Origin of the sequence: Flavobacterium sp. 22659, from assembly GCF_052044235.1 — a bacterium.
Taxonomy (GTDB): Bacteria; Bacteroidota; Bacteroidia; order Flavobacteriales; family Flavobacteriaceae; genus Flavobacterium; species Flavobacterium johnsoniae.
On record NZ_JBQEMU010000036.1, the window covers coordinates 1 to 14,276 of the forward strand.

The window sequence follows — 14,276 nt, forward strand, 5'->3', positions numbered from 1 at the left end:
TGGAGCAAAAAGAATTGATTGAAACTGATATTTTAGCTCAGGTTGCTAAAATTCTTAAAGTTCCTGTTCAAGCTATCGAAAATTTTGATGAAGAACAAGCAATAAATATTATATCAAATAATGCTTCTTTTGATAATTGTCAACAACCTGCTTTTTTTAACAATCAACCTACATTCAACCCTATTGATAAAATGGTAGAGCTTTATGAGCGTATGTTATTGCAGCAAAAGGAAATGATTGATAAATTGGAAAAGCTGATTCAGAACAAGTAAACAATATACTTCATAAAAAAAGCATCACATTATGTGATGCTTTAAATTTCTCGTATTTGAAAAATTATTTTATTTTTTTCAAATAAACGGATTTTCCGTTAAGCGAAACTTCAATCTGATTTGTTTTATCAGAGAATGTTGTTCTCAAAACATTTCCTTTAAAAACTGAAACGTCTCCGTAAACTTTTCCGGTTTCAGGAGATTCATACTGAAATAACAGCTTTTTATTATCAGGTTCAATTCCTAGTTTGTAACTTGTAAATTTCGATCCGGATAAATCAAATTCCTGCTGAGAGTCAATAATAGTTCCATCTGCATAAAAATTGGTAATCGTTTTGTTTACCGTGATATCCGGATAAAATTGATTAACTTTTTGTATTAAATCATACTGCGCAGCACTGACATCTTCTTTCTTTGATGTAATGGTCTGAGCAAATGAAACGGACGTAAAAATAAAGGCTAATAACAAAATACAATTCTTCATAATTTTCTAATTTTTGGATTAATAAAGTTCTGTTTTAGATATTAAAATGCATTCAATACTATACAAGATACGAAATCTTTATCTTTGCAGGAAATTACAAGCCCCTTTTTTAAAATGACTACAAAAAAATACATCAAACTTATTCTTATTTTAGGTTCATTAACTGCTCTTGGTCCATTCTCAATTGATATGTATTTACCGGGATTCTCTGGTATTGCAAAAGATTTAAATACTTCTGTTGCAAAAGTATCCATGAGTTTATCGAGTTATTTTATTGGAATTTCTGCCGGACAATTGCTTTATGGACCTTTATTAGATCGTTTTGGGCGCAAAAAACCACTTTTTATTGGTTTAATGGTTTATATTTTAGCTTCTTTGGGCTGTTCGTATGTAACTGATATTGATACATTTATTTTCTTGCGTTTTGTTCAGGCCATCGGCAGCTGTGCTGCAACAGTTGCTTCTGTAGCAATGGTTCGTGATTTATTTCCTGTAAAAGATATTCCAAAAGTATTTTCGCTTTTAATGCTTGTTTTAGGTCTTTCGCCAATGCTGGCGCCTACAATTGGCGGTTATGTTACCGAAGATTACGGCTGGCACACTGTGTTTTCTATATTAATGTTTATGGGAATTGCAATTTTGGCAGCTTCACAAATTGGACTTCCAAATAGTTACAAACCAGATACTTCAATATCATTAAAACCAAAACCAATTATTTCGAACTTTTTAAAAGTTCTTAAAGAACCGCAATTTTACACGTATGCATTTACCGGAGCAATCGCATTTTCGGGATTATTTACGTATGTAGCGGCCTCTCCTATCATTTTTATGGATATTTATCATGTTGATGCTAAAACTTATGGATGGATTTTTGCCTTTATGTCTGTAAGTTTTATTGGTTCAAGCCAGTTAAATTCTGTTTTATTAAAGAGATTTTCAAGTGAACAAATGATTTTTGGAGCATTAATCCTGCAGTCTGTCGTTAGCATTGTTTTCCTAATACTTTCTTTAAACAATTTACTAGGCTTATATGAAACTATAGCAATCCTGTTTATTTTTCTGGGTTGTTTAGGAATTTCAAACCCTAATACTGCCGGGCTTACAATGGCTCCTTTTGCAAAAAATGCAGGAAGTGCTTCGGCTTTAATGGGCGCAATTCAGTTAGGATTAGGATCTTTGGCCTCATTTGCTGTTGGAGTTTTTGTAAAGGATTCTGTAGCGCCTATGGTTCTTATTATGACTGTAACTACAATTATTGCCTTTATAGTTTTAAATATCGGAAAAAGATTTATCAAAAATAAAGTAGAAATAGCCGCTGATGATGACACTATACTTGCTCATTAATGGGTAGAAATTTCTATAAAAAAAGCCAGAATCAAAAATTCTGGCTTTTTTTATAGTATCTCAATCTATAGGAATTTCTTATTTCTCCTGAGATCTTTTATCTGGTCTGATAATCATTCTAAGAGACTGGTCTCTTGCAAAGTAAGCAACCATCCAGTTCCAAAATGTGTTTAATCTGTTTCTATAGGTAATTAAAGAAATCAAGTGGATGAACAACCAGATAATCCATGCAAAAAATCCTTTAAAATGCCATTTTGGACTTGGTAAATCTACTACAGCTTTTGCTTTTCCAATAATTGCCATTGAACCTTTATCTTTATAAGTAAAAGGATTCAACGGTTTGTTTTTTGTCATTGCCTTAAAGTTTTTCGCTAGATTTAATCCTTGCTGAATAGCAACCTGAGCAACTTGCGGGTGTCCGTTAGGGAAATTTTTATCGCCGGCTAAAATTGCAGTATCACCAATTGCATAAACATTTTCAAGTCCGTTTACCTTATTGTATTGATCTGTAGCCATGCGTCGGCCGCGACCGTAACTTTCCTGCGGAATTCCTTCAAAAATTTTAGCAGAAACTCCGGCAGCCCAGATTAAGTTTTTGGTTTTGATAGTTTCTCCGCTTTCAAAAAATACGGTATCGTCAACGTAATCAACAACTTTAGTGTTTAATTTTACTACAACTCCTAATTTTGTCAGGGCGTCTAAAGTATCTTTTTGAGATTCTTTGCTCATTGGAGCCAGAAGTGCATCGCCTCCATCTACTAAATATACATTACTTGCAGATGTGTCTAATTCTGGATATTCTTTTAAAAGAATGCTTTTTCGCATTTCGGCAAACATTCCAGAAACTTCAACTCCTGTTGGTCCTCCTCCAGCAACAACAATCGTTAATAATTTACGACGTTTGCGCATGTCTTTGCAAATGGCCGCTTTTTCAAGATTTTTAAGCAGTGTATTTCGCATTTCGATGGCATCATTAAGAGTTTTCATCGGAATGGCGTTTTTCATTACATTCTCCATACCAAAATAACTCGTTTCTGCTCCTGTTGCAAAAACAAGGTGATCGTATGATAATTCACCATTATTTAAAATGATTTTATTTTCGGCTGGAACTACAGAAAGAAGTTCGCCTAAACGAAACTGAAGATTTTTTTTACCAGCAAAAAATTTTCTATATGGATAACTAATGCTTGACGGCTCTAAAAAAGCTGTCGCAACTTGATATATTAACGGCGGAAAAAAGTTATAATTGTTTTTGTCTACAAGGGTTACTTGTATGTCTGGATGGTTAACGAGCTCTTTTGCGAGATTTATTCCCGCAAAACCACCTCCTATTATGACTATGTTCATATATGTTGTTTATTAAGTAGGATTATAAAATAATTCCTTATAAATGTACAACTTTAATAAACAATGACAAAAGTCATCTTTGCTACTTTTTGCTTTTTTTAACTGTTTTATCAACTATATCGATTTTGTTTTGCAAAATATAATTTGCCATTAATTTCTCGATAAGTTCGTCTTTAGTCAAATGATGAAATACGGTTTTTACTTTCGTTTTTAAATCAGTTGAGATATCATGATTGGGTTTAGTTTTAAAAATTTGTTTCGCCCATAAAAGTGTATTGTTTTCTTCAATACTTAATGCAGACGGTTTTTGGAACTTAGAAAACGTAAGACCTAACTCTCTTTCAAAATCAGCAATTTCAAAAACTTCATCTTCTTGTAAAACAGTCAGCGAAAGCCCTTTTGCTCCTGCTCTGGCAGTTCTTCCGCTTCGGTGAACATAGGTTTCGTAAGCATCAGGTAAATGGTAATTTACAACATAAGAGATTTCTTTTACGTCAATTCCTCTTGCGGCTAAATCGGTCGCAACCAGAATATTAATATGACCTTCACGAAACTGCTCCATGATTCTGTCACGAATTCCTTGTGTTAAGCTTCCATGAATAGCTCCAGAAGAAAAACGGTTTATTGCCAGATTTTTGGCTAATTTGTTGACAGCAGCTTTTGTTTTACAGAAAATAATACCTCTTTCTCCTTCTCTTGAATTTAAAAAGTGCATTAAAACGTCTAGTTTTTCAATAGGGTCTACTACAATATATTGGTGGTCAATTCCTTGATTGCCTACAACTTCCATACTTGCGCTTACCTGAACTACATTTTTGTTCAAATAATTCTGAACCAATTGTTTTATAGTTCCCGGCAAAGTTGCTGAGAATAATAAAGTACGGTGTTTTTTAGGAATTTCGGTTAAAATTTCATCCAGACTTTCTTTTAGAATCGAAACCATTTCATCGGCTTCGTCTAAAACTAAATATTGGGTTTGTTTTAAGTCTACTGCTTTTCTCTGAATCAAATCGATTAAACGCCCCGGAGTGGCTACGATAATATGAGTTGGAGTTTTAAGACGCTCAATTTGAGGTTTTATTGGAATTCCGCCGCAAGTTGCTGCAATTGAAATGTTAGGGATATATTTTGAAAAATCTTCTAAATTTCTAAAAATCTGATGTCCTAATTCTCTTGTCGGCACTAAAATTACAGCCTGAACAGCACTTGATTTTGTGTCAATTAATTGTAATAATGGAAGTCCAAAAGCGGCTGTTTTTCCGGTTCCGGTTTTAGCCAAACCTACAACATCATGGTTTTCAGCTAATAAAAGCGGAATTGTTTTTTGTTGAATTTCTGTTGGTTCAACAATATTTAATTCGCTTAAAGCTTTTAAAATAGGTTCTGAAATTCCTAATGTTGAGAATTGTTTAGACATGATTTAATTTTAGATTTTTGACTTTAGAATTTAGATTTTCCTAAAATCTTTAAGTGATTTATTTCCCTTTAAAATTATTTAACCATTAAGACATTTGAAATAAATCAAAACATCTTAATGGTTTACTTTATTTAAGATTCCTTATAAGGAACTTTATGACTTTTAAACTTTAGACTTTCCTCTAAATTTATCAATCCGGTTCGTTCATGATTTTTTCGCGGTATTTCTTACCTACCAGCAAGGTTAATCTTTGCTTGTAATCATCCAGAAGCCATTCGCGGTAGTTTTTACTGCACTGGCTTAAACATTTTGCAAAACGTTTAATTCGGCATTCGATATCATCATCTAATTCTTTAGAAAGCGCTTTAGCTTCCTGAAGTGTCTCGGTATTATCAACACACATTGCGGCGTGTTGTTCTAATGATTTGTCTAATACAATTTTAGAACGTAAATTTTGCTTAATAGCCAGTTTATGTTCTTCATCTATATCAAAAGTTACATCGGCCGTTTTGCTGAATTTTGCTCTTAATTCTGGCGGCATGCTGTATTTAAAGAACATTTCGATTTCAGTATCATCTCTTAAATTCTCCAGATAAAATTCAGGAGATTTAAAGATATGCTGCCAGTTTACAGGTTCGCTCCACAATCCAAAACGAGCAGCGTTGTTTCCTAAATCTATAACTGTAAACTCATCTTTACCAGGTAATTTACGAGAACCTCGGCCAATCATCTGGAAATATAAAGTTAATGATTTTGTTGCTCTGTTTAAGATAATGGTTTCAACAGTAGGTTCATCAAATCCGGTTGTTAAGATCCCTACAGAAGTTAAAATAGCGTCTGGAGTTTTCTTAAACCACTGTAAAATATCTTTACGTTCTTCAGAACTGCTTGTATTGTCAAGGTGTCTGATATCGTAACCTGCTTCTCTAAAAGTATCATATACATATAAAGAGGTATGGATACCATTATTAAAAATCAGGGTCTTTTTTCCTAAAGAACGTTCTGTGTAGGCATGAAGCAGTTTTTCCTGCATCATTGAGTTGGTATATAAATCATCTGAAGATTTTACGGTGTAATCTCCATTAATACCCACTTTTAATGAAGTCAGACCCACATCATAACTGTATGTTGTAGCTCTGGCCAAAAATCCTTTGTCTATTAAAGAGCCAATTGTATCACCTACTATAAGTTCGTCATAGCTTTGGTGCATTGGCAGTTTTATGTTAGAACTCAACGGAGTTGCTGTAACTCCTAAAATAAAAGCATTTTTAAATGAGTTTAATAATTTTCTGAATGAATTGTAATGTGCCTCATCAATAATCACCAAACCAATGTTATCAAGATGCAGTTTTTCATCATTAATACGGTTTTTTAAAGTTTCGACCATCGCAACGAAACAAGAATAATCGTTTTGGTCCGGCAGTTCTTTTACCTTACTGTTGATTATTTTGTTGCTTACGCCAAAGCCTTTCAGCATTTTTGAAGTTTGTTTGCAAAGCTCGATTCGGTGTGTTAAAACAACCACTTTTTTGTCATTATTAGATAAATAACGACGTACAATTTCTGAGAATATTACTGTTTTCCCGCCTCCTGTTGGCAATTGATACAATAAATGATGTTTTGGAGGAGCATTATCTAAGCGGTCAAAAATGGCATCAATATCGCCTTTTTGGTATGCATAAAGTTCTTTTTTCTCTTCTCTTTCTATTTCTAAAGTGTTTTGAGACATTGTTTATTTTTGGATTTTTGCAAAAATACATCTAAAAAACAGTTATTCATCTTATTTTAACCTAAAATAAATGTTTTTTTTAAACTAAGATTTTTTATAGGAAATGTTTTTAAAAGTCAATTTTCTCCAGAATTGCTTCAAAATCATACCTGTTTTTCCATTTTTGTTGCAAAGTCTCCTGATAAACTGCTTCAATTCTTGCTTTAAATTCAGTCAAAATTCCATTTGAAATAACAAAATTTACTGCCTGCTCAAATGAATTAAACATGCTTTTGTAAAACAATTCCTGCTTAATAAAATTATTTGACGAATACGTTTGCGCAATTTCTATGTTATAAAGCATCAAATCGGCAATTATAAATGAATCAACACCTAAAGAAATGAAATGTTTTATGATTTTTTGAGCCACAGAGCGCCGCATTTTTGCTTTTGGACGCCATCTTGCATTGGGCTTTTTTACCGGAAAATATTCATGCGAAATTTTAACCTTTGATTCCTGCAGCAGTTTGTCTTCTTTTGGATTAAAAACAAAGTCATAATAGACTTTTACAGGACTGAACTTTTCATACAATTCAATGAGTTGTTCCTCTAGTTGTTCTTTGGTTAATTCGGCTAAATATTTTTTTAAATCGCGTTTGCTCATTATCAAAGTTTAAGAATACAAAAGTAAATTACTTTCCTGACACATAACCCAAAAACCAATCCTAATACTTAATTTTGCCTGCATAATCTCAAAAATATATCTACATGCTTAAGATTTTTAAAGTTACCGCTATTTTAGAAGGAATTTCATATTTAGTTTTATTCGCCAATATGCTTATCATTAAAACTAACAATCCTGAACTTTACCATACTTTATTAAGACCATTAGGAATGACACACGGAATCCTTTTTATTGGTTATATTATTTTGGCTTTTTTACTAAAAAAATCTCAAAATTGGGATTTTAAAACTTTTGCAATTATACTAATCGCCTCTCTAATTCCGTTTGGAACATTTTACATCGAGAAAAAGTATTTAGAAACTAAAGCAAATGCATAAGCTTTTGGATAAAATATTCAATTTTTTATATCCGCTTTTTAGAGACTGGGGAATGAACCGCAATTTTGCGTCTTACATTAGTCTTGTTATTAATATTGCTATTATGCTGGTTTTGGCATATGCAATTTATTATATCGCCAAATTTGTTTTGGTTACGCTTACAGCAGTATTTGCCCAGCGTACCAAAACTAAATTTGACGATTATTTAATACACAACAAAACCACAAAATATACAGCCTACTTAATTCCGTTTTTCTTTATTTATAAAGCTGTTCCGGTTATTTTAGATAAGTATGAATACTGGGAACTGCTTTTTGGAAAAATTGTGGGCATTTATATCGTTTTAATTAGTTTATGGATCATCAGGACCATTTTTAACGCTTTACGCGACTATTTAAAACAAAAGCCGGAATACAGCGATAAACCTATCGACAGTTTTGTTCAGGTTATCATGATCGTGCTTTGGATTTTTGGAGTAGCGATGATTATTTCAACTCTATTCGGAATCAAAAAGGGCGAATTACTAACCATTTTAGGAACACTTTCGGCTATTATCATTCTTATTTTCAGAGATACTATTCTTGGATTTGTTTCGAGTGTTCAGGTTGCCATAAACGATATGGTTCGTATTGGCGACTGGATTACAATGGATAAATTTGGTGCGGATGGAGATGTAATCGAAATCAATCTGACGACTGTAAAAGTCCGCAACTTTGATAATACCATTACTACGATTCCAACGTATGCCCTGAGTTCAGATTCTTTTCAGAACTGGCGCGGTATGCAGAAATCTGACGGAAGACGTATTAAAAGACACGTTTTAATAAAAAGCAGCAGTATTCGTTTTCTAAACAATGATGACTTGAATCACATGAAAGGAATACAGCTTATAACTTCGTATATCGAAACCAGACAAGCCGAAATTGAAAAGTATAATGAGCTTAGAGGCATTGATAAATCTCTTTTGCTTAATGGTCGTAATATGACCAATTTAGGTATGTTTAGAAAATATATTATGCAGTATTTGTTAGATCATCCGGGATTAAACAAAAATATGCATATTATGTGCCGCCAGCTGCAATCTACCGCACATGGTGTTCCGTTAGAAATTTATGTTTTTTCGAGCGATAAACGCTGGGCAAACTACGAATATATAATGTCGGATATTTTCGATCATGTTATGGCTTCTGTTATTTATTTCGATCTTGAAATATTCGAACTGCCATCACAGATTGGAAGATTGGATAGGTGATTTTTTTAGTATTCAGTCTCAGTATTCAGTTTTCAGTCGCAGTTTTCAGTCTCAGTCGCAGGTTTTACTTGTACTGAAAACTGAGACTGCGACTGCGACTGAAAACTGAAAACTACTTCCTAACTTCTTTAAAAACAAACTTAGGATCATTATAATTTAAAGTTCCCTGAATAAAACACGGAAGATTCATGTAAGTTCCTATTACACCATTTCCCAGGATTAATTTGTTGTCTTTTTTTAGTAAAGCCAAAGGAATTCTTTTCCAGCTGCCGCCATTTGAAATATAATGAAAATCTCCCGTTAATGTATTTCCTTTGATATCCCCTCTTACATCTCCGGAATCTTTTCCAAACTGATAATATGAAATCTCGTAGCGTCCATAAAAACGTTTATCGCTTACTTTTATGGCTAAAACTGCTGTGTCTTTATCATTTACAGCCTGATAAAAAACTTCTTTATAATTATCTTTATTCTCCTTTGAGTTACAAGACACGATTACAATTAAAATTAAAAGAAGGAAAGAAAATGATTTTATATTCATCTTGATTTTTTTAGAGCAATATAAGAATTATAAGATTATAAGGAACTCAATCTTAAATTTCTAATATAACTTATATAGTAATTTGATTTTTGTATTAGATTTTTTTCTAAATTTAAATAAAAAACATGGCAGATAGAGACACTTTTTTAAGAGAATTCAGAGGCGAAACTTTAGGAACTGTAAGTGCTCAATCTTCTTCAGATGAGATCTTTCAAAATCAGACGATTAGACCTATACTTAAACTTCAAAACGATTTGTTTATTGCAGTTTTTATTAACTACATAAACAAAAATAAACCCGATTTTTATTCCTATACGGTCGAAAAGAAACTTCAGACGATAGAAAATTCCATTCAAAAAGATATTAAGTTTAGAAATTCTTTAAAAGGAATTGTAATGGCGCTCTTTACAATTGAAGAATATGATACTTATATTCAAAATTCATCAAGTTTAAACAAACGAATGATGAATTTGTTGATTGACAGACTGAAAAGTCAGGTGCAGTTGTTTGAGGTAGAATCTGATTCGAAGTGATTTTTTGAATGGAAATAGAAATTGTAGAAAATAAGGAACAAAATCTATTTGTTTATAAAGATGAAAAATTATTGTTTTATTCTACGATAAAGTTCAATTGGCTTCGAAAAAATTTAATTAAAATTTTTGATTCTAACCATAAACTCATTCTAGAGATTCAAAGTTATGAAACTCCTTTTAGATCTTTAAAATATAAGATTTTATTTCAGGATTCAAATATTGAAGATATTTCTGAAGACCTTATTTATTTTGATGGAGGTAAAACTATAAAAAATCAGAAAAGTGATTTTTTATCTTTTAATCAAAATTGTTTTTATACATATAAAGGAAATAAGGTAGCAGAAACGAAGCAAAAGTTATGGAATTCTCCTCAAAAAATAATTTTAAATATTGATGAAAAAGATTTGAACTTATTAAAGTTCATTATAATCCATATTTTGTCAAGAAAAACAGGATATAATTCTAATACTGATTAATGATTTTATTAAAAAAGATGTTCAATCAATTCCGAAATAAATTCCCTTTAACCGATGAAAAATGGAACGAATACACCGGTTATTTTAATCGTATTGAAGTTCCGGCCAAAACCGTTTTGATAGAAGAAGGCGAAATTTCTAAAAAGCTTTTTATAATCGAAAAAGGCTGTATCAGGGTTTGGTTTAATAATAATGGAAAAGATTTGACTTCACAGTTCTTTTTCGAAAATCAGAGCGTGGCTTCTATTGAAAGTTTTATTAAAAAATTCCCAAGTCCGGTTGTGGTCGAAACCATAGAGCCTTCTGTTTTATGGTGGATTCATAAAAAAGATGTCGATACAATTTTGGAAGAAATAAAAGAAATCCCGGAACTTCGGGATCGTTTAATCAATATGCTTTTTCAAAGAACATTTGATTATATGAAACATTTTTTTTCTTTCATAAAAGACTCCCCTGCTCAGCGTTATCTCAGTTTAATTGAAGAAAAACCTCAGATAATCCAGCGTGTTCCGCAGCATTATATTGCCTCTTATCTCGGCGTAAGCACGGTTCATTTAAGCCGAATTAAAAGTAAATTGGCACACAAAAAATAACCTTTTTGAATTTGATAACAAATGTTATCGCCTGCCCGTAAACGGCCCTGTAATTTTGCTTCATAAAATTTAATAATCTTAAAATTATGAAAGCAGCAGTAGTTTATAAAAAAGGCGAATTGCCTAAATATGCCGAATTTCCAGAACCAATAACAGCAAATGAAAATGAGATTTTAATCTCGGTTAAAGCCGTGGCAATTACAAATCTGGATAAAGGAATTGTGAGCGGCCAGCATTATTCTTCAGAAAGTGATAATTCAAACGGAACTGTAATTGGCAGTGACGCAATTGGTTTACTAGAAAATGGAACGAGAGTTTACGCCCGCGGTATTTCTGGAACAATTGCAGAGAAAGCTTTGGTAGAGAAAAACAGAATGGTTGTGTTACCAGAAGGAATCGATAATGCAGTGGCGGCAGCCATGCCAAATGCGGTTGCAGGCTCAGCAATGGCACTTCGTTTTAGAGCCGGAATACAGCCCGGAGAAACGGTTTTAATTAACGGAGCAACAGGATTTACAGGACAAATGGCAATTCAGATTGCAAAACATTACGGTGCAAAGAAAATAATCGTAACCGGAAGAAATAAAAAAACACTTCAAAATCTTTTAGAATTAGATGCTGATGAAATTATTTCTTTAAAACAAGATGATGAATTGTTTATTTCTCAGTTAAAAGAAATTCATAAAAGCACTCCCATTGATATTGTTTTAGATTATCTGTGGGGACATTCGGCTGAGCTTATTCTTTCTATTTTAAAAGGAAACGGGAATTTCACTCCCAAAACACGTTATGTTTCTGTAGGCTCTATGTCTGGAGATACAATTCAATTGTCAGCTTCTATTTTGCGCAGCGTTGATCTTCAGTTATCTGGTTCAGGTTTAGGAAGCTGGACAAAAGAGGAAGTGAAATTGTTATTCTCAGAAATTCTTCCTGAAATGTTTCTTTTAGCTTCTCAAAACAAAATAAAAGTAAATATCGAAAAAGTGAATTTAGCCGATATCGAAAAAATGTGGAACGCAGAAGTTCCAGATGGCAAACGATTGGTTGTCTGGATATAAAAAGTTTTTTAAACACATAGAAACATAGTTTTTTATGTCTTAAAGAAGAATATAAAAAGAAACTAGTTTCTCACACATAGCTATGTTTATTTATAGTAAGTGAAACGCCTTTTATAGGTTTTCATAAACTATGTTTCTATGTGTTAAAAACCTATTTATATAATTAATACTTTAATAGTTCCAATAGAGTTTCCTCAAAACGATCTTTTGGTAAAAATTGGTCCTCAAGCGCTTTTGTAAATGGAATTGGCGAATCTAAACTTGCCACTCTTTTTACCGGAGCATCTAAGTATTGGAAACATTCTTCCATAATTAAAGCCGAAATATCGCTGGCAATTCCGCCAAACAAAGTATCTTCCTGATAAATAACAGCTTTTCCTGTTTTCTTAACCGATGCAAAAATAGTTTCGGTATCAAGAGGCTGCAATGTTCTTAAGTCAATTAAATCAGCTTCTATTTCAGGATGTTGGGCTAAAGTTTCTAAAGCCCAGTGAACCGGAGCTCCAAAAGCAATAATGGTTACTGCATTTCCTTCTTTTATTAAAGACGCTTTTCCAAACGGAAGTGTGTAATAATCTGTCGGAACGTCTTGGTATATACTTCTGTACAACTGTTTGTGCTCAAAAAATAAAACCGGATTCGGATCGTTTATGGCGGTATTCAATAAACCTTTTGCGTCGTATGGAAAAGCCGGATATACCACTTTTAAACCTGGAGTTTTGGTAAACCAGGCTTCATTTGTCTGTGAGTGAAAAGGTCCTGCCTGCGTTCCGCCTCCGCAAGGCATACGCACCACAACATCGGCTTTTTCGCCCCAGCGGTAATGAGATTTTGCCAATAAATTTACAATCGGATTAAATCCAGTTGAAACAAAATCTGCAAACTGCATTTCTACAATTGCTTTATATCCGTTTATAGATAATCCCATTCCGGTCGAAACAACTGCACTTTCGCAAATTGGCGTATTTCGTACTCTGTCTTTTCCAAAAGCATCAACAAAACCTTCAGTAATTTTAAAAGCTCCGCCATATTCAGCGATATCCTGCCCCATAATAACCAGGTTTTTATTGCGCCACATAGATTGTTCTAAACTGTTGCGAATAGCATCAATAAAACGAATGTTTTTTGATTCAGAATTATGTGTATACTCTTCATATTGAAAAGGTTTGTAAACATCATCTAATTCTCCGCTGTAAGTAGGTTCAATTTCTGGTTCGGCATTAGCCATTGCCCAATTTTCATCAATTTCCTGTTTAATTTCAGCTCTATATTTCTCATCAAGTTCTTCTGTAAGAACTCCAATTTCAGTTAGATATTTTTTATAATTGGTAACAGGATCTCTAAGTTCCCACTGTTCCATTAATTCCTGCGGAACATATTTAGTGCCGCTCGCCTCTTCGTGCCCGCGCATTCTGAAAGTTTTAAATTCCAGTAAAACCGGATGCGGATCTGCTATCATTTCTTCTTTAAGTTTTGATAACTTGTTGTAAACTTCAACAATATTATTTCCGTCTATAATCCAGCTTTCAATACCATAACCTATTCCTTTATCGGCTAGATTTTCGCATAAATACTGCTCATTTGTTGGTGTAGAAAGTCCATAGCCATTATTTTCGATAATAAACATTACCGGAAGTTTCCAAACTGCAGCAATGTTTAATGCTTCGTGAAAATCACCTTCGCTCGTTGCTCCTTCTCCGGTAAAAACAGCGGTAACTTTTTTATTATCCTGAAGTTTATTCGCCAGGGCAATTCCGTCAGCAATTCCAAGCTGCGGACCCAAATGCGAAATCATTCCTATTATATTGTATTCCTGAGTTCCAAAATGAAAACTTCTGTCACGGCCTTTTGTAAAACCGTTTGCTTTTCCCTGCCATTGCGAAAAAAGTCTGTGCAGAGGAATGTTTCTGGTTGTAAAAACGCCCAGATTTCGGTGCATCGGCAATACATATTCAGAATCGTCTAAAACAGATGTAACTCCCACCGCAATAGCTTCCTGTCCTATTCCTGAAAACCATTTAGAAACTTTTCCCTGTCGAATCAAAATCAGCATTTTTTCTTCGATTAAGCGCGGTTTTAGAAGTTTTTTATATAAATCTAGTAATTTTTCGTCGGTTAGGTTTTCTCTGTAAAAGATCATTATTAGGTTATTTTTTATTCAAATATATAAAAATATAACAATTAAGCTT

The 14,276-nt window shown here is 33.1% G+C and carries 15 protein-coding genes; 8 read left to right on the forward strand and 7 right to left on the reverse strand.

Annotation, left to right across the window (positions count from 1 at the left end):
- A partial coding sequence (locus ACTJIW_RS23320; protein ID WP_440718488.1) for an XRE family transcriptional regulator occupies nt 1–272 on the forward strand: 272 nt, incomplete at its 5' end.
- Nucleotides 273–336: 64 nt separating this feature from the next.
- Here ACTJIW_RS23320 and ACTJIW_RS23325 read toward each other — a convergent pair.
- On the reverse strand, nt 337–756 hold the full coding sequence (locus ACTJIW_RS23325; protein ID WP_073410511.1) for a hypothetical protein: 420 nt from the start codon (nt 754–756) through the stop codon (nt 337–339).
- 114 nt (nt 757–870) lie between these two features.
- Between ACTJIW_RS23325 and ACTJIW_RS23330 the strand changes: the two genes are divergently transcribed.
- Complete coding sequence (locus ACTJIW_RS23330) at nt 871–2,100, forward strand: multidrug effflux MFS transporter (RefSeq protein WP_440716644.1); 1,230 nt, start codon at nt 871–873, stop codon at nt 2,098–2,100.
- 78 nt (nt 2,101–2,178) lie between these two features.
- Here the strand turns inward: ACTJIW_RS23330 and ACTJIW_RS23335 are convergent, their stop codons facing one another.
- The 4 genes from ACTJIW_RS23335 to ACTJIW_RS23350 all read right to left on the reverse strand — a co-directional run bounded on the left by ACTJIW_RS23335 (nt 2,179) and on the right by ACTJIW_RS23350 (nt 7,236).
- Nucleotides 2,179–3,447, reverse strand: a complete 1,269-nt coding sequence (locus ACTJIW_RS23335; protein ID WP_012024911.1) for an NAD(P)/FAD-dependent oxidoreductase — start codon at nt 3,445–3,447, stop codon at nt 2,179–2,181.
- An 82-nt stretch (nt 3,448–3,529) separates the two neighbouring features.
- Nucleotides 3,530–4,864, reverse strand: a complete 1,335-nt coding sequence (locus ACTJIW_RS23340) for a DEAD/DEAH box helicase (RefSeq protein WP_440716645.1) — start codon at nt 4,862–4,864, stop codon at nt 3,530–3,532.
- Nucleotides 4,865–5,054: 190 nt separating this feature from the next.
- A complete protein-coding gene (locus tag ACTJIW_RS23345; RefSeq protein ID WP_012024909.1) occupies nt 5,055–6,593 on the reverse strand; it encodes a DEAD/DEAH box helicase in 1,539 nt (512 codons plus the stop codon).
- A 109-nt stretch (nt 6,594–6,702) separates the two neighbouring features.
- Nucleotides 6,703–7,236 carry a DUF6155 family protein gene (locus ACTJIW_RS23350; RefSeq protein WP_440716646.1) on the reverse strand — a complete coding sequence of 178 codons (534 nt, stop codon included), beginning with the start codon at nt 7,234–7,236 and terminating at the stop codon, nt 6,703–6,705.
- Between the two features lie 104 nt (nt 7,237–7,340).
- Between ACTJIW_RS23350 and ACTJIW_RS23355 the strand changes: the two genes are divergently transcribed.
- Both ACTJIW_RS23355 and ACTJIW_RS23360 read left to right on the forward strand, forming a co-directional pair.
- Complete coding sequence (locus ACTJIW_RS23355; protein WP_012024907.1) at nt 7,341–7,634, forward strand: DUF3817 domain-containing protein; 294 nt, start codon at nt 7,341–7,343, stop codon at nt 7,632–7,634.
- Nucleotides 7,627–8,886 carry a mechanosensitive ion channel family protein gene (locus ACTJIW_RS23360; protein WP_012024906.1) on the forward strand — a complete coding sequence of 420 codons (1,260 nt, stop codon included), beginning with the start codon at nt 7,627–7,629 and terminating at the stop codon, nt 8,884–8,886. The genes ACTJIW_RS23355 and ACTJIW_RS23360 overlap by 8 nt, the downstream gene beginning before the upstream one ends.
- A 112-nt stretch (nt 8,887–8,998) precedes the next feature.
- Here the strand turns inward: ACTJIW_RS23360 and ACTJIW_RS23365 are convergent, their stop codons facing one another.
- The gene (locus tag ACTJIW_RS23365; protein WP_440716647.1) at nt 8,999–9,427 is read right to left on the reverse strand and encodes a hypothetical protein; all 429 of its coding nucleotides are present in this window, start codon (nt 9,425–9,427) and stop codon (nt 8,999–9,001) included.
- 125 nt (nt 9,428–9,552) lie between these two features.
- Here ACTJIW_RS23365 and ACTJIW_RS23370 point away from each other — a divergent pair, with 125 nt between their 5' ends.
- From ACTJIW_RS23370 to ACTJIW_RS23385, 4 genes are all read left to right on the forward strand, one after another.
- A complete protein-coding gene (locus ACTJIW_RS23370; protein ID WP_440716648.1) occupies nt 9,553–9,960 on the forward strand; it encodes a glyoxalase in 408 nt (135 codons plus the stop codon).
- Between the two features lie 8 nt (nt 9,961–9,968).
- A complete protein-coding gene (locus ACTJIW_RS23375) occupies nt 9,969–10,436 on the forward strand; it encodes a hypothetical protein (RefSeq protein ID WP_440716649.1) in 468 nt (155 codons plus the stop codon).
- A gap of 17 nt (nt 10,437–10,453) precedes the next feature.
- Nucleotides 10,454–11,029, forward strand: a complete 576-nt coding sequence (locus ACTJIW_RS23380) for a Crp/Fnr family transcriptional regulator (RefSeq protein WP_440716650.1) — start codon at nt 10,454–10,456, stop codon at nt 11,027–11,029.
- 86 nt (nt 11,030–11,115) lie between these two features.
- A complete protein-coding gene (locus ACTJIW_RS23385; protein ID WP_440716651.1) occupies nt 11,116–12,087 on the forward strand; it encodes a quinone oxidoreductase family protein in 972 nt (323 codons plus the stop codon).
- A gap of 163 nt (nt 12,088–12,250) precedes the next feature.
- Here the strand turns inward: ACTJIW_RS23385 and ACTJIW_RS23390 are convergent, their stop codons facing one another.
- Nucleotides 12,251–14,227 carry an alpha-ketoacid dehydrogenase subunit alpha/beta gene (locus ACTJIW_RS23390; RefSeq protein ID WP_440716652.1) on the reverse strand — a complete coding sequence of 659 codons (1,977 nt, stop codon included), beginning with the start codon at nt 14,225–14,227 and terminating at the stop codon, nt 12,251–12,253.
- Between the last annotated feature and the right edge of the window lie 49 nt (nt 14,228–14,276).